The sequence below is a fragment of the Chitinophaga sp. genome (genome assembly GCF_036569185.1).
Taxonomy (GTDB): Bacteria; Bacteroidota; Bacteroidia; order Chitinophagales; family Chitinophagaceae; genus Chitinophaga.
Genome location: NZ_DATCRD010000053.1, coordinates 21,710 through 37,854, shown reverse-complemented (window position 1 = coordinate 37,854; position 16,145 = coordinate 21,710). Strand labels below are relative to the sequence as shown.

The window sequence follows — 16,145 nt, the reverse complement described above, 5'->3', positions numbered from 1 at the left end:
GAATAATTACGGTGGCTGCCCGTCGCAAAGGCAACCCACCAATCAGTGATTTTCGTTGATTGGGGTAAGTCGCATTACCCCAATTTTTTTAGTCCTTCATACCGGGCATGTAAATTGGTTTTACAGGTGATTGAATGATGGTTTTTCTATGCCAGGGTTATTACCGGCTCTTAAATGCTTTATTATATTTTTCTTTCAGTTCTTCATCCAGCGCCAGGGTCACAACACCTTTGTCTATATGGTATTTCAGTGGCGCTGTGAGTTTTAAGATGTTCAGTACCTGCTCCAGTGTTTCCTGGCGGAAAGTGCCGCTGAAGCGATATTCCTTTAATTCCTGTTCTTTAAAGACCACCCTGACATTAAACCGGCGTTCCATTGTTACCGCCAGTTCATCCATCGTTTGGGCGGCCACTATCCAGTTGCCATCTTTCCAGGCGGTATATATTTCTGTATTGTTCACTTCCCTGCTTTCTATCGGGGCAGCTGTGGAGCTGTCTCCGCCAGATACAGGCATTTTCAGTTGTTCCCTGTTGCTTACTGACGATGGTTTTTTATACACAACATGTTGATGCGGTTTCATCATTAATCCGAAAGGCGTGGTGGTTTTGCTGCCGTCTATCTTCACTTCTCCGTCTACCAGCGTAGTTACCACTGTTTTATCCTCCGGGTATGCTTTTACGTTGAAAGATGTGCCCAGCGCAAGTATCCTCAGATCGGAAGCTTTTACCGTAAACGGTTTCTGTGCATTGGTATGCACTTTAAAGAAAGCCTCTCCTTCCAGTTTTACCTCGCGGCCACGAACGTTGTACGACTGTGCATACTGCAGTTTACTGCCTGCGTTGAGCCATACTTCCGTGCCATCAGACAATTCTATTTTGGTGGTAGCCCCTTTCGGGCTGGTCACCGTTACCAGCGCATTGCTGTTGTTTTCTTTTTTGCCGGAAGCCCAGGCATATACCAGGCCTCCGCCAATCAGAAAGGGCAGTGTATAGGAAGCGGCCATACGGAAATAATATTTCCATTTGCTGATAGCCAATGGCGCTCCTCCCGGCTGCAAACTATCCCAGGCAGCATTGGCATCATAATTTCCTTCCTGTGCTGTAGCCTGCCAGGCGTCCCTGAGCTCCAGGAAATAAGCCTGGTTCTCCGCAGTAGCATTGATCCAGTGTATCAGTGCTGCCTGCTCTTCCGTGGAAATATTGCCGGACAAAAAACGTGCGATCAGGTCGTCCGCCTGCTCCTGTGTATAGTTAGGCCCCATCATATTGAAAACAAGTAGTAAGACAACATTTAATCCCCCGCAGGGTGACAAGCCCCGAAAAAAAATTCAATTTATTTTAACACCCTACTTTAAAAGGGGAAGTAATTCATCGCGCAACCTTTGCAGGGCGCGGGTCATCTGGGTTTTTACGGTGTTGATGGAGATCCCCAGGCGATGGGAAATTTCGGGGTAGCTCAGTTCTTCAAAGCGGCTAAGCCGGAACACGTCCTGGCATTGGGGCGGTAATTTGCGGATAGCTTTCTCTGCTATCAGCTCCAATTCGGATTGTTCCAGTTTTGCTGCCGGCGAATGGGCCGAGGTGATGCTGAAGAGGGCGATGCGGGATTCCAGTTGCTGAAGCTGTTCGCTGCCATATTGCATGCGAACTTTATTCTGCTTAATATAATTGAGGCAATTATTCTGAACAGCGCGGTACAGGTATGCTTTTTCAGATACCTGTATGTCGAGCTCCTTATACTTTTCCCATATCTTCATAAAAGTGTCCTGCACAATTTCTTCTGCCAGTTCATGTCTGTTTACGAAATCAAAGGCAAATGTACAGAGTGCTGCATAGTACTCCTTGAATAATGATTCAAAAGCGGGTAGCTGACGTTGTTTCCTGTTAATATTTTTACTTACTTCCTCCAAAGTATTCCTTCATCCACAAAATTGTTCACTGTGGCGAAAAGATACGGAAAGTAGGTTCAATAAAAAAACGCGGGTCATGAACCCGCGCTTTATCATCTTTAACTTGTTGAATTACATACACAAACCGCCACAGGTGCTGATAGTTTGCCCGGTTACATAGCTGCTCATATCGGAAGCCAGGAACAGGCAAACATTGGCAATATCTTCCGGCGAGCCGAAGCGGGCCAGCGGAATCTGGGCAATATAATTGGCAGCGCCCTCTCCTTCCTTGAGGTAGCTGGTCATATCTGTTTCTACAAAACCCGGCGCCACTGCATTACAACGGATGTTGCGGCTGCCCAGCTCCTGTGCAATGGATTTGGTGAATCCGATGATCCCTGCTTTGGAAGCAGCATAGCTGCTTTGTCCGGCGTTGCCCATGATACCGATCACGGAGCTCATATTAATGATACTGCCGCTCCTCGCCTTCATCATAGGGCGTATAACCTGTTTGGTCATGTTATACACGCTTTTCAGGTTGATGTTCATTACATCATCCCATTGATCAGGGCTCATACGCAGCAGCAGGTTATCTTTTGAGATACCGGCGTTATTCACACAAATATCGATTTTACCAAATTCTTTTAATACATCCGCCACCAGCGATTCCGTTTCTTCATACACCCCCGCATTGGATTTGTAGGCTTTTGCCTTTACTCCCAGGGCAATGAGCTTTGCTTCCAGTGCCTGGGCTTTTTCATCGGAACTAACATATGTAAATGCTACATCTGCTCCCTGTGCTGCAAATTTCAAAGCAATGGCTTCTCCGATACCACGGCTGGCGCCCGTTACTATGGCTACTTTGTTCTCCAATAATTTCATGTTATAGTTGATAGGTTTTAAGCATTCATATGATTTGCCGCAAATTGCTGGATTTCTTCCAGGTATTTACGGTCGTTGTTCAGCCGGGGTACTTTATGTTGCCCGCCCAATTTGCCTTTGCTTTTCAGGAACTCACAAAAGGTGCCCTGTGGCATCACATGCACAACAGGCATATGCAAGGCAATGTCCTTGTATCTTTTGGCTTCGTAGTCAGAATTGATTGCTTTCAGCGTGCTGTCAAGCACCGAAATAAAGCGGTTCAGATCATCCGGCGCTACTTCAAATTCAATCAGCCATTCATGTCCGCCGTTGCCATGATCGCTGAAATAAACGGGAGCTGCGGTATAATCGTTTACCACAGCGCCTGTAGCTTCGCAGGCTTTGGCGATAGCGGTATCTGAATTTTCCACGATCACTTCTTCCCCGAAAGCATTAATAAACGACTTTGTTCTGCCGCTGATCTTAATGCGATAAGGGATCAGGGAGGTAAACTGTATGGTATCTCCCACCATATAGCGCCATAAGCCGCCATTGGTACTGATCACCAGCGCATAATTCTTTCCCAGTTCCACTTCCTGCAATTGCAAGGTTTGGGGATTTTCTTTATTCAGCTCTTCCATTGGCATGAACTCATAGAAGATACCGTGGTTGAGAAACAGGAGCAGCCCTTCTTCGCCTATTACATCCTGGGCGGCAAAGAAGCCTTCGGACGCATTATAGGTTTCCTGGTAATGCATTAAAGGATTGCGTATCAGCTTTTTAAACTGTTCTCGGTAAGGCGTGAAGCTCACGCCGCCATGCATATAAAGTTCCAGGTTAGGCCATACATCGGCCAGGTTGTCTGTGCCGGTGAGCTCAAAAATCCTTTTGATCAGTACGATGGTCCATGTGGGCACCCCTGCAATGGAGGTAACGTTTTCATGGATCACGGCATTCGCCATCCGCTCTATTTTCTCTTCCCATTCGTCCATCAGCGCTATTTCCAGGTCCGGCGTCCGGATCATATTGCCGTAAAACGGCATATTCTGGAGCATTACAGCGCTCAGATCGCCGAAATAGGAATCACTGTTCTCTGAGAGTTTATTCACCTGGTGGCTACCGCCTATTACCAGCGATTTTCCTGTAAATACGTCGGAGTCCGGGAAATTATTATAATAGAGGGAGATAACGTCCCTGCCGGAGCGATAGTGACATTCATCCAGGCTTTCCACTGTAACGGGAATAAATTTGCTTTTATCTGCAGTGGTACCGCTGGATTTTGCAAACCATTTGATAGGCGTATTCCAGAGTACATTCTGCTGTCCTTCCATCGTGCGTTGTATATATGGCTTGATGGTATCGTAGGTGTGAATAGGAACCTGCTGCTTATACTCGTCTATCTTATAAATCTTTGAAAAGCCATACTGTTTACCGAATTCGGTATACTGGGCCGCACTGATAAGGTTTTGGAATACCTGCTGCTGCACCTGCACGGGATACTGCATAAAATACGCAATACGCCCCATTCGCAATCTTGCCAGTTGTGATATTGCAGGACTTAAAATTCTCATATAGGATGCTGTAGAATTATTTTTATTGTTTAGCTGCTTCGTCCAGGTAATCTTTACGGCGAAGAATAAAATTCTGGCCAAGATACACTTTTCTTACCTGTTCATCGGCTGCAAGCTCTTCAGCTGATCCTGATTTCAGGATTTTACCTTCAAACAATAAATAAGCCCGGTCAGTAATGGACAATGTTTCCTGTACGTTATGATCTGTGATCAGGATGCCTATATTTTTGTATTTCAGTTTAGCTACGATCCCCTGGATATCCTCTACGGCAATAGGGTCTATACCGGCAAAAGGCTCATCCAGCAGGATAAACTTGGGATCTACGGCCAGTGCACGGGCGATCTCTGTACGGCGGCGTTCCCCCCCGCTCAATACATCTCCGGGGCTTTTACGTACATGGGTAAGCCGGAACTCGGCCAGAAGGCTTTCCAGCTTATCTTTCTGCTCTGCCTTTTTCAATTTCGTCATTTCCAGTACCGCGGCAATATTATCCTCCACGCTCAGCTTCCGGAATACGGACGCCTCCTGGGGCAAATAGCCAATACCCATCTGCGCCCGTTTGTACATGGGCAGCTTGGTAATGTTCTGGCCATCCAGGTACACATTCCCCTCATCGGGCTTAATAAGCCCTACTACCATGTAGAAGGAGGTGGTTTTGCCCGCTCCGTTAGGGCCCAGCAGCCCTACAATCTCCCCCTGGGACACTTCCACAGATACATGGTTTACCACCGTTCTGTTGCCGTAACGCTTTACCAGCTGGTCTGTATGTATTCTTAATGCCATATGATCAAACTTAGCAAAAATAAACAATTCATTCAGTTAGCCTAGTTATAGTTATCCTAAGATTAAAAATGATCTGATAATGATAAGGGGATATCTTATTTTTGCCCGCGTAATTTTAGCAGGAAGGTGGGCTATATACAGCCGCCGTCCGTAAAGCTTATAACTTTATGAAAGTAACTGAACATATTGCCAAGGCCAAAGACACCCTGATTTCTTTTGAAATCCTCCCTCCGCTTAAAGGAAAGAGTATTGAGTCTATCTATGACCACCTGGATCCGCTGATGGAATTCAAGCCTGCGTTCATTAATGTGACCTACCACCGCAGTGAACATATGTTCAAGAAAAAGGCAGACGGATCTTTTGAAAAGGTGGAAATCCGCAAACGCCCCGGCACGGTAGGCATTTGCGCCGCTATCATGAACCATTATAACGTAGATGCGGTTCCACACCTCATTTGCGGCGGTTTTAGCCGGGAGGAAACAGAAAATGCCCTGATAGATCTCAATTTCCTGGGGATAGATAATGTGCTGGTTTTACGTGGAGACGCCCCTAAAAACGAAACTTTCTTTGAACCTGATCCGCACGGGCACAGCTATGCCATTGAGTTGCTTGACCAGGTGGCGCATATGAATAACGGTGTTTACCTGGAAGATGATCTGCAAAGCGGTGTAAAAACCAATTTTTGTATCGGCGTAGCCGGCTACCCGGAAAAACACTTTGAAGCACCCAATATGCAAACAGACCTTGCCCACCTGAAACGCAAGGTGGAGAACGGGGCCGATTATATTGTTACACAGATGTTCTTCGACAACCAGAAGTTCTTTGACTTTGTAAACAAATGCCGGGAAATGGGGATCACAGTTCCAATTATCCCGGGACTGAAGCCATTAACCTCCAGGAAGCAAATGACTATGCTGCCGCGTATTTTCCATGTAGACATTCCTACGGATCTCTCTACAGAGATCATTAAATGCAAAACAGACAAGGATGTGGAACTGGTAGGCACTGAATGGCTCATTGCACAGTCAAAGGAACTGAAAGCCTTCGGCGTACCAGTACTTCACTATTATACCCTGGGTAAACCGAAAGTGGTGCGCCAGGCTGTAGAAGCAATTATGTAGTTATCCTGGCTCCTTATAAAAGCAGAAGGGAAGGACAAAAGTCTTTCCCTTTTTTGCTGTCTTTCATATAAAAAAAATGCCATCACGTAGATACGTAGTGGCATATCCCTATAACTGTCACACTTTTAATTATAACTGTCCAATGATCGAGGCCATCTTCTGATGGCATCTTTCGCTAATAAGACGCGGCAAACAAGGTTGACCCCTATGTTCTTTTAAAAAAAATAAAAAAGACTGCCGCAAAGGGCAGTCTTCTGAAAAGATCAGGATGGTATGGGATTATTTCCTGGTAAACAAGTATCCGACAGATACACCGAAATAGCGGTGCTTTTCCAATGTTCTGTCACTGGCACTTACATCCGGAAACCCGGATGTATTCCCCATCCCCGTGGTGAAAGCGTCAATCGTTTTGGTGCCTTTAACACTGTATAACAGTGCCGGCTGAACGGCAAAGCTGTTTGCAAGAGGAATATCTGTTAAAACTCCTGCGTGGTAGGCAGCCAGCATCCGGTCATGAAATAATGTCATCCGGGTTTGGTCTTTACAGTCCCATATCGCCTGAAAACCCCGCTTTTGCTCCCCATCTTACCTGGCCACAAGGGTTAACGAACTTAACAGGGTAACAACAATCAGGATGTTCTTTTTCATATATAGGCTTTAAAATTTTAGCTACAGGAAACAAAAAATGCACTGAGTCATTTAAATAAAAATATTTATGTTCATCAGTTGCTCCGCCGGACATGGGGAAACAAATACCCGAAAGAAATACGGAAACTGCGGTTCAACTCCTCCGAATTATTGCGCGTAGTTACATTTTTGAACCCCAGAGAATAACCCGCAGTAAGCAGGAATCCCGGCGTAAACTCGTAGCCAACCAGGAAGTTGGCTGAAACATCGACTGGGTTGGCATGAAGCTCCTTAGTATTCTCTGTAACCTCCTCACCGTCGAATTTTATCCTTTCGGTTTTTTCCTTGGTACCATTATCGAAATAGGTTGCTTTTCCTCCAATGCCATAAGCCAGCGCCGGACCAAACCCGGCTACTACCTTACCATCACCCAGTTTTTTCTTAAACATGAAATTAACAGGCAACTCCAGGTAGTTGTACCTGAACTTGGCGATGTAGTACCAGTTGCCCGTTTCCGCCTGCGGCCGGGTTCTGTACCCGGCAACACTGTAAAACAATGCAGGCTGTACTGAAAACCATTTTGCCAGGGGAATATCTGCTAACACACCTGCATGGAATGCAGGCAGCATAAATTCGTTCCGGTCCGGAACATCAACAGGATCTGTTAGTTTTACACTGGCGCCGCTAAAACCAGCCTTCAATCCAAATCTTATTTGTGCTGTTGCTATTTGAACAGACAGCAGGGCTACAACAATCAGAATATTTTTTCTCATGCGTTTTTTTAATAAAACCAATCCTGCCGACAAAAACCGTTCCCTTTACCAGTCTTCCCTGTCAAAGAAAAAACCAAGGTTGATGCCCCAATACCTGTTTTTATAATCGTTATCCGGCGCCCTGTCAATATCCACCATGCCATATCCATACTGCGCGCTCAAAGTAAGACAGCAATTCAATTCTATTCCTGCTACAAAATTCAGCCCTGCATCCCAACGCTGCAGGTCCATGTTGGTACCAAAAATATTGGGGGATGATTTAAAGTCCACCCGCTTGGAGCCGGATTGAACCAGTTTATTTTCCGTATAAGCAGACACGCTGTAATCGCCACGTATACAATAAGCAGCATATGGACCGGCGCCCACCAGCAGCTTTCCAAATCCTACCGGTACTTTGTAGACCAGATGCACCGGCAGTTCCAGGTATTTTAATTTCAATTTTGTGGCCCCTGATGTAAACAGATTAAGTGGATGGGAAGCTGCATAATTCAGCCCTGCGCCTTTTTCTATATAACTGATACCTGGCTGGAGATAGCCATTCTGAAACAGCGGTACATTGGCATATAAACCGGCCTTCCAGCTGTTTATACGTTTGGTAGCCGGCGCAAAATTACTACCGGCCAATTCCAGCCCGGTGTTAATATAGCCGCCACGAATACCCAAACTTACCTGTGCATGTGAGGTTACTGTAACAAATAAAACTGTTACAAAAAGGAGTGTAAAAATTTTCATTAGTGGTTCGGTACTAAAAGGATTATTAATATCACATCGACATTATTTCATTTCATTTTGGGGGAAAAGTCTTTAATGCTGTCTTAATGCTCAGTCGGTTGTTGAACGCGAAAATAAACAAAGGTTTTCATAAAAATAAAAAACCACCCGGAATTCCGGGTGGTTAATAAAAAGTTCATCTGGAACCAGTATTACCTGCCGCCAAATTTATAGCCAACAGACACACCGAAGGAGGTGTTCTTAAAGCTACGGTCATTGTTTGTATTATCAGCAGTGTTTACCAGGCCAAGACCGGTGTTAAGGCCGAAATACAGTCCCATCGGCATTTCATAGCCAACATTGATACCTAAACCGGCATCCAGCCTCTTTTGTTTGAGTATAGTGGCTTCATCGTCATACACATCCAAATCGCCCAAACCGGTATCCTTAATTTTTCCACCTAAGCCATAGGCCAGGTATGGACCTGCGGATAACACCAGTTTGCCGGTACCTACTTCCGGTTTAAACATAAAATGAACCGGCAGTTCCAGGTAGGATAAGGTGGTTTTCACATCTGTGTCCTTGGCTTTGCCTCCTTTACCCGAGTAAAGTAATCCTGTTCCGATATAAAATTCATCCGCCAGCGGGATATCTACCGTAACCCCTGCCCTGATACCGGTAAGGAGAGAACTGGTTTCCTTTCCATTGTTTAAACCAGCATTTTTGGCAGTAATGCTTGAAAACTGCGGTCCTGCAACAATACCCCATTTAGCCTGGCCAAAAGAAAGACTTGCTACCAGTAATGCGGCTGCAGATAATAATACCTTTTTCATGTGTGATGTAGTTTGAATGATTGAGGGAAGCGATACCCACAGGCCAGGTATCGCTTCCTCATTTTTTTTGATTGCCAACTAATGAATGAACCTGTTTTTTGCTTGCTTGCAGTTATTACAATTTAATCCTGTAATTGTTTGTTTAACAGCTATTTTCCTCCGAATAAATAACCTACTGATACACTGAACACACGGTTTTTGCTCTTATCATCGGTACTGTTGTCTTCACCGGAGCGTACTTTGGCAAAACCTATCCCATATTGTGCAGACACCAGGAAGTTGCTGAGCTCTGCACCAATCTGTACGTTACCACCCCAGTCGAAACGCTTCATTTTATTGTAAGCTGTGTTCGGGTCGTTGTTAAACGGGGTATCATCATCCCACTTAATACTTTCCGAGCCACTGGCGTGTACACCGGCAATAGTGGTTTCGTACTTCTGCTTACCGGCTACACCAAATGCAAAGTAAGGGCCCACGCCTGCAAAAAGACTGGAACTTTCTCCTATTGGCAACTTAGCCACGAAGTTCAGCGGAATCTCGATGTAAGAAGGGTTGATGGTATATTTTGCATAAGGATCCGCAGTAGAATTATTCTTGTCCCCGGTTTCCAGTTTGGTACCTTTCGTTGTATAAAACACCCCGGGCTGGAACGACAAAATCTTTGGAACTAACGGTAAATCCGCAATGGCTCCCACATTAAAACCGGATAATGAACGACTGTCTTTTGTATTTCCGGAGTTATCATAGGTGATGTTGGAGAGGTTCCAGCCGGCCTTAATCCCAACTCTTGCCTGAGACATCGCCGCAATGGAAAAGGTTAACGCTGCGAATGATAATAAGATCTTCTTCATAATCTTTGGTTTTATGGTCCGCTAACCCCAAAGCCAAAGACTATGCCAAAGGAATGTTAAATCCATTTAACTATCTGATTATCAACATAAACCGAGGTGTATATTCTACGTTCTACACTCGTATTTCTACATCCGGGCCGCGGAATCTTTTGGGGCAACCCGGTCCAAAAACTCCTGCAATTGCTCCACACCCAGCCTTTTTGCCACTATCTTTTTCTTCTCATCCAGTAAATAAACCATTGGCGTACTATAAACATCATAAAGCCTCCGGTAATTGGTTTCCGCCTGCGGATCTGAGCCATGTATCCATCCTTTTAGATGATGCTCTCTGATAAATTGCAGCCACTCCTCCCTGGTGCCTTCCGTTTTAACACCAATTATAGCCACGCCCCTGCTCTTCCAGCTGGCGTTCCAGGCGGAATCGAGCCGTGGGATCTCTGTTTTGCAATGTCCGCAGGTGGGGTCCCAGAAAACAAGTACTGTAAACTTAGCGGGCGTTTTGTAAAGCGAAAGCGACCGGGCCGCAGTATCTTTAAACTGTAGCGGGGCGGCCTGCCGTCCAATCAGGTTAGGCGCCATCGTGTATGCCCTGTCCACAATCTTATTAAGTTGCTCATCGTTCAGCCAGAAAGCTTCTCCCGGCACATAATATTTCTCTACAAGATGTACAAAAACCGCATCCATTCCCATGTAGGGTGAGCTTTCATAGTTATAGGTAAGCCACCAAAGCACAAACTTAAATACTTCTTTGCTTTTGCGGGTGCGGGCAATCATGGCATCGCAGTCAACAATAATAGAATCAGGATGTACCGGTACCAGTTGTGTGAAATACTTCTTAAGCTTGCCTTCCAGTATAGGTGTTCTCACCAGGCGGTCGCTTTCCAGGTCAACCTCATCCCAGTAGTGGTTTTTAAAATAATGATAGGCAAACAACGAATCTGCTCCGGCCGGCTGCGGTGGTACCACCGGCTCCTTCATAGCCAGGAAAATAGTACTGAGAATATTGCCGGGATGCTCCGCGATAAAGCCGGTTCTGAATTCCTGGATCTTCCTGCCCAGTTCCTGCTGCAGTGGTTGCACTTTTGCGGAATCCGCTGCCGTATGGGCCGTTTGCAGTTGCTGCTGGATACTCCGGCTCAATGTTTCCTGTTTGAAAAGGAATTTGTTGTAGGCCAGGAAACCGTCGTTATCAGGGCTGCCTTTATATACCGTTTTATTAACGAGATCGCTGGTATCGATCGCTACGCTAAAAACCTGTTGTTTATCTATCAGTGTTTCTATATACTGTTGTTTACCGGGCAATACCAACAGGTAAATACCAGGTAACAGCTTCTCCTTGCCTTTCAGCACTACTTCTCCCACCTGGCCCACCTCTGCAGAGTCGGCCAGGTAAGTGGACCTCCCCATGTAATGCGCCAGGAAAAATTTCCCGCCGGTAAAGTTTTTCAGCTTTACGGAAATCTGGTACCCCTGCGCCTGCAGGCTAAATGCCCCCAGCAGGGCCATAATCAGTAGTGCAAATAATCTACGCATAATGTTTGAAAGCAATATGTAAATGTAAGCGTAAAAAAATAAAAAAGGAAAGCGGTGTGCTGAATGGTAATTCACATGAATTACGAGGCAGGATTCAGCATTTCAATTACCTTTGCAGCCGTGAGGAAAAAAAATGTTGTTTTAGAAAATGTACCGGTAACTGCTTATGCAGCAGAAGGTAAGGCCCTGGCCCGTCACGACGGGAAAGTTGTATTTATTGAAGGCGGGGTGGTGCCCGGCGATGTGGTCGATGTTCGTCTTGGTAAAAACAAAAAAGACTGGGCAGAAGGGAAAGTAGTGCACTTTCACAGCTATTCAGATAAAAGAGTAACTCCTTTTTGCCAGCATTTTGGCACCTGCGGTGGATGTAAATGGCAGATGCTGCCTTATTCCCTTCAGCTGGAATACAAACAACAACAGGTGGCAGACCACCTGCAACGGATCGGGAAACTGGCATTACCGCCGATGGATCCTATCCTTGGCAGCGCCCATACCGAATATTACCGTAATAAACTGGAATTTACCTTCAGCAACAAAGCATACCTTACCAACGAAGAGATCAGGGCCAACGATGGTGAAATACCTGTAAGACCCGCACTGGGCTTCCATGTGCCCAAACTGTTCGATAAAGTGCTGAACATAGATACCTGTTACCTGATGCAGGAACCGGTAAACCTGATCCGTAATACCATCCGTGAATACGCGGTTGCCCATGACCTCACTTTTTACGATATCCGTGCCCAGCAGGGATGGCTGCGTAACCTGGTGGTCCGTTTGTGTACCACCGGTGAAATCATGGTAAACCTGGTGATCCATCATGAAGACAAGCCCAACAGGATAGCGCTGCTGGATCATCTGCTGAAAACGGTTCCGGCTATCACCACAGTACTGTATACCATTAACCCGAAAGGAAACGACAGCATCTTCGACCTGGAACCCAAAGTATATTTTGGTAAGGGATATGCAGAAGAGAAACTGGAGGAATTTGTTTTCAAGATAGGTCCGAAATCCTTTTTCCAGACCAATACCTACCAGGGAGAAGTATTATATAAAGTAACACGGGATTTTGCCGGGTTAACCGGGTCCGAAATTGTATATGACCTATATTGCGGTACCGGCAGCATCGGGATCTTCGTGTCGCGCAGCGCCCGCAAAGTGGTAGGTATTGAACTGATTAAGGAAGCGATAGACGACGCAAAGGAAAACGCTGCCCGCAATAATGTGAACAATGCCACCTTTTTTGCTGGCGATGTAGTGGATATTTGTAATGATGAGTTTTTTGCACAGCATGGCCAGCCGGATGTGATCATCACTGATCCCCCACGGGCAGGCATGCACGAAAAACTGGTAAATAAACTGCTGGAAATCGGTGCCCCTAAAATTGTATACGTTAGCTGCAACCCCGCTACACAAGCCAGGGACCTGGCTTTGCTGGACTCACTCTATACAGTGGAAAAGGTACAACCGGTAGACATGTTCCCGCACACCCATCACATCGAAAATGTGGTGTTGTTGAAAAAAAGAGATAATAACTAGCAACAATGAACGAGTACAGGCCCGGAAAATTTCAGTACCTGCCAATGGTGATCAAAAATCTGATGATCATTAATGGTTTGGTTTGGTTAGTGCAGGTTACGCTGCTGAGCAAATTTGATTATGATCTGAGTCGTTTGTTTGCCCTCCACTACTGGGGTTCCGAACTATTCAAACCACATCAGTTTATCACACACCTGTTCCTGCACGATCCGAAGAACATCACGCATGTGCTCTTCAATATGTTTACCCTGTGGATGTTTGGCGCTACCCTGGAAAATTTATGGGGGCCGAAGCGTTTCCTGATCTTTTACATGATCTGCGGACTGGGCGCCGCCCTCTGCCACATGGGCGTGCTCACTTATGAAAATGTAAACCTTAACAGGTATGCCGCTCAATTCCTGAACGACCCAAGCTTTTCAAATTTTGTAGCCCTGGATAATAAGTTCGATATCGGCAACCTGGCCAACTTCAACATGGAAAGCCTGAAAGGCGCATTGGCCGCCCATGACCCTGAAGCAATAGAAATGGCAAGACTTTATGTCAGGAATTATGTGTCCTATTACCGGAACGGCGCTACAGTGGGCGCTTCCGGAGCAGTATACGGTATCCTTTTCGCATTCGGCTACCTGTTCCCCAACCGGTACCTCTATTTCTTCGCGATGATACCTGTCAGGGCCAAATTTGTGGTTGGATTTATGATCCTGGGCGAACTATGGTCCGGTATCCAGAATTCAGCAGGCGATAACGTAGCCCATTTCGCCCACCTTGGTGGCGCGCTCTTTGCTTACCTGCTGCTGAGAGGATGGAACAAAAGCAGAACAGATTTTTATTAAGACAACTGTATTATTGACGTATTTTTGTATTGAAAAATATTTGTACCATGCATGCGTTGGAAAAAGAGAAATTGCCCCGCCTCTCTTTAGGAGAAGGAAGAAATATGGTGACACACCTGATGGTCGTTAATCTTACGATTTTCGTTTTCCTTTTTTTCACCCTCGTAATATACCAGATGGAACAGGTGGGCGAGCCACGCTTCCACCAGGATATTATGACCTGGCTGAGGCTTCCGGCAGACCCCTCCAAATTACTGACCCGTCCTTGGACGCTGGTCACTTCCCTATTTACACATATTAGCTTCTGGCAGATCTTTTCCAATATGGTATGGCTGTGGTGCTTCGGCACTTTTATGCAGCACCTGGCAGGCTACCAGCGGATTTTACCGCTCTATCTTTTTGGAGGTATCTGCAGTAACCTCTTTTATGTAGCGGCGATGCAGCTCGTCCCATCTTTTCATACCCTGGCAGCCAATGAGTATGCTCTTGGCGCCGCCGGCAGTATAATGGCCATTGCAATGGGAGTAACTACCATTGCCCCACGTTACCGCATATTCCCTTTACTGGCAGGAGGAATTTCACTATGGATCATTACCCTCGTTTTTGTAATGCTTTCTGTTGGAGCGCTGATGGCTTCCTCCAGTTATGGATATACTTATATTCCCGGGCTGGCGGGCGGCGCACTGGCAGGCTGGTTCTATATGTACCAGTGGAAAAAAGGTACCGACCTGGGAGCAGGTTTCAACAGGCTTGCCTTTAAGCTTACCCACGTATTTCACCCTGTATCCCAGCGCATCAACCCGGACGATTTTAAAAAGAAAAATTCCCCGGAAGATACAGAACAGCAGCCCTACAGGCGCATTGGCAAAGTACCTGAGCAAAAACTGAATGAAATCCTTGATAAGATCAACGAAAACGGGTTGGCCTCCCTTACTGCAGAAGAACGGGATACTTTATTGAGAGCAAGCAAAACAGAATAAAAGCATTACGGATTAGAAAATACTTTCAGGTTCCAATTGCCTGCTCCCTATGCTGAAAATTATTGTACGTAGCACCTTGCGCTGGAGCAACATTTGCCTGATAGTGGCCCTTCTCCTTAGCGTCTGTCTTCCTTACCTTAATCCCGGCAAATGCTGGCCGGCCGGGTTTTCCGGGTTCTTCTTCCCCATACTTTTCCCGCTTTGCTTCATTTACACCATTTTGTGGATGTGGCGCCGGAACCTGAATTTTGTGTGGACAAATCTCATAGCAATGCTCTGTGCAATGCCCGCAGCCTTAACTACCTGGGGCGTTCACATCTTCCGGGAAAATTCTTTACTCCCGCAAACCAACAGCAGGCAGTTTACACTCATGACCTATAATACCAGCAGTATGGGTTTGGTAAGATATGTAACGGATAAAGACAAGGAAGCTGCGATCTACAATACCATTGCCTCCGGTAAGCCGGACATACTTTGTTTGCAGGAATTTTACACGAATGATCAACCCGGCAGGGAAAATCATATTCAACGCATCAGCGCTGCAGGGAATTACCCGTATCATTATTTCACGGACGATAAAACCCACTGGGAAAGCTGGCATTACGGCATTGCGCTGTTTTCCCGCTACCCTGTGCTTACTGCCTCCGCCATTCGCTGCGGGGAAAGCTCATTTGGAAGCGGCAGCACCTTTCTCCAGGCCGATATTGCGGCAAAGGGAGATACCATCCGGGTATTTTCGGTTCAGCTAACTTCGTATATGTTTAACAGTGAAGATTATGAGCAGATGAAAACGCCCAAAGGAACCGGCCTGGTGTATAAAATGAGAAGTACTTTCCGGGCAAGGTCCGCCCAGGCCCTCCAACTGGCGGCGCTGGTAGCCCAAAGCCCTTACCCGGTTATTGTATGCGGCGATTTTAATGATACGCCTGTTTCGTTTACCTATAAAACTATCAGCCGCGGGATGCAGGATGCATTCCTGAAAACAAATGCCGGTTGGGGACGAACGCTCTCCTATTTGTCGCCCTCCCTGCGGATCGACTACATACTGGCGCAATCCCCCCTGAACATCCACAGCAGTAAGGTTTTTCACCCGGGGACATCTGAGCATTTTCCGGTGATGGCCTCTCTTTCATTGAAAAAAAACTAACTTTAGTACTTCAACAAAGTATGACGCGGTGCGCTTTTTAAGACTATTTACGAAAGGATTTTTTCTGATCATCAATTTCGCCGTGGTATTACTTTT

16 protein-coding genes are annotated in these 16,145 nt (G+C 46.1%); 5 read left to right on the top strand and 11 right to left on the bottom strand.

Going from position 1 to position 16,145, the window contains the following annotated elements; translation table 11 throughout:
* Positions 1 to 160: 160 nt before the first annotated feature.
* The 5 genes from VIM72_RS04040 to lptB all read right to left on the bottom strand — a co-directional run bounded on the left by VIM72_RS04040 (position 161) and on the right by lptB (position 5,104).
* A complete protein-coding gene (locus VIM72_RS04040) occupies positions 161 to 1,264 on the bottom strand; it encodes a FecR family protein (RefSeq protein ID WP_332001584.1) in 1,104 nt (367 codons plus the stop codon).
* 81 nt (positions 1,265 to 1,345) lie between these two features.
* On the bottom strand, positions 1,346 to 1,909 hold the full coding sequence (locus tag VIM72_RS04035) for an RNA polymerase sigma-70 factor (RefSeq protein WP_332001583.1): 564 nt from the start codon (positions 1,907 to 1,909) through the stop codon (positions 1,346 to 1,348).
* Positions 1,910 to 2,020: 111 nt separating this feature from the next.
* Positions 2,021 to 2,770: a 3-oxoacyl-[acyl-carrier-protein] reductase gene (gene fabG / locus VIM72_RS04030; protein ID WP_209856307.1), complete on the bottom strand. Its 750-nt coding sequence runs from the start codon at positions 2,768 to 2,770 to the stop codon at positions 2,021 to 2,023.
* Positions 2,771 to 2,787: 17 nt separating this feature from the next.
* A complete protein-coding gene (locus VIM72_RS04025; protein ID WP_332001582.1) occupies positions 2,788 to 4,320 on the bottom strand; it encodes a GH3 auxin-responsive promoter family protein in 1,533 nt (510 codons plus the stop codon).
* Between the two features lie 22 nt (positions 4,321 to 4,342).
* On the bottom strand, positions 4,343 to 5,104 hold the full coding sequence (lptB, locus tag VIM72_RS04020) for an LPS export ABC transporter ATP-binding protein (protein WP_291925772.1): 762 nt from the start codon (positions 5,102 to 5,104) through the stop codon (positions 4,343 to 4,345).
* Between the two features lie 167 nt (positions 5,105 to 5,271).
* On the opposite strand from lptB, the gene metF reads away from it, so the two are divergent.
* Entirely contained in the window at positions 5,272 to 6,225 is a 954-nt protein-coding gene (gene metF, locus VIM72_RS04015) for a methylenetetrahydrofolate reductase [NAD(P)H] (RefSeq protein WP_332001581.1), read from the top strand.
* 279 nt (positions 6,226 to 6,504) lie between these two features.
* Here the strand turns inward: metF and VIM72_RS04010 are convergent, their stop codons facing one another.
* The 6 genes from VIM72_RS04010 to VIM72_RS03985 form a co-directional block, all read right to left on the bottom strand.
* The gene (locus VIM72_RS04010; RefSeq protein WP_332001580.1) at positions 6,505 to 6,753 is read right to left on the bottom strand and encodes a hypothetical protein; all 249 of its coding nucleotides are present in this window, start codon (positions 6,751 to 6,753) and stop codon (positions 6,505 to 6,507) included.
* A 194-nt stretch (positions 6,754 to 6,947) separates the two neighbouring features.
* A complete protein-coding gene (locus VIM72_RS04005; RefSeq protein ID WP_332001579.1) occupies positions 6,948 to 7,625 on the bottom strand; it encodes a porin family protein in 678 nt (225 codons plus the stop codon).
* A gap of 45 nt (positions 7,626 to 7,670) precedes the next feature.
* Positions 7,671 to 8,357, bottom strand: a complete 687-nt coding sequence (locus VIM72_RS04000) for an outer membrane beta-barrel protein (protein ID WP_332001578.1) — start codon at positions 8,355 to 8,357, stop codon at positions 7,671 to 7,673.
* Between the two features lie 191 nt (positions 8,358 to 8,548).
* Entirely contained in the window at positions 8,549 to 9,169 is a 621-nt protein-coding gene (locus tag VIM72_RS03995) for a porin family protein (RefSeq protein ID WP_332001577.1), read from the bottom strand.
* 149 nt (positions 9,170 to 9,318) lie between these two features.
* Positions 9,319 to 10,020 carry a porin family protein gene (locus tag VIM72_RS03990; protein WP_332001576.1) on the bottom strand — a complete coding sequence of 234 codons (702 nt, stop codon included), beginning with the start codon at positions 10,018 to 10,020 and terminating at the stop codon, positions 9,319 to 9,321.
* Positions 10,021 to 10,146: 126 nt separating this feature from the next.
* Positions 10,147 to 11,553, bottom strand: a complete 1,407-nt coding sequence (locus tag VIM72_RS03985; RefSeq protein WP_332001575.1) for a redoxin domain-containing protein — start codon at positions 11,551 to 11,553, stop codon at positions 10,147 to 10,149.
* Positions 11,554 to 11,628: 75 nt separating this feature from the next.
* On the opposite strand from VIM72_RS03985, the gene rlmD reads away from it, so the two are divergent.
* From rlmD to VIM72_RS03965, 4 genes are read left to right on the top strand one after another with little or no spacing between them, the layout of a single operon-like run.
* A complete protein-coding gene (gene rlmD / locus VIM72_RS03980) occupies positions 11,629 to 13,089 on the top strand; it encodes a 23S rRNA (uracil(1939)-C(5))-methyltransferase RlmD (RefSeq protein WP_332001574.1) in 1,461 nt (486 codons plus the stop codon).
* 5 nt (positions 13,090 to 13,094) lie between these two features.
* Positions 13,095 to 13,922: a rhomboid family intramembrane serine protease gene (locus VIM72_RS03975; RefSeq protein WP_332001573.1), complete on the top strand. Its 828-nt coding sequence runs from the start codon at positions 13,095 to 13,097 to the stop codon at positions 13,920 to 13,922.
* 47 nt (positions 13,923 to 13,969) lie between these two features.
* On the top strand, positions 13,970 to 14,902 hold the full coding sequence (locus VIM72_RS03970) for a rhomboid family intramembrane serine protease (RefSeq protein ID WP_332001572.1): 933 nt from the start codon (positions 13,970 to 13,972) through the stop codon (positions 14,900 to 14,902).
* 49 nt (positions 14,903 to 14,951) lie between these two features.
* Complete coding sequence (locus tag VIM72_RS03965; protein WP_332001571.1) at positions 14,952 to 16,049, top strand: endonuclease/exonuclease/phosphatase family protein; 1,098 nt, start codon at positions 14,952 to 14,954, stop codon at positions 16,047 to 16,049.
* Positions 16,050 to 16,145 lie beyond the last annotated feature (96 nt).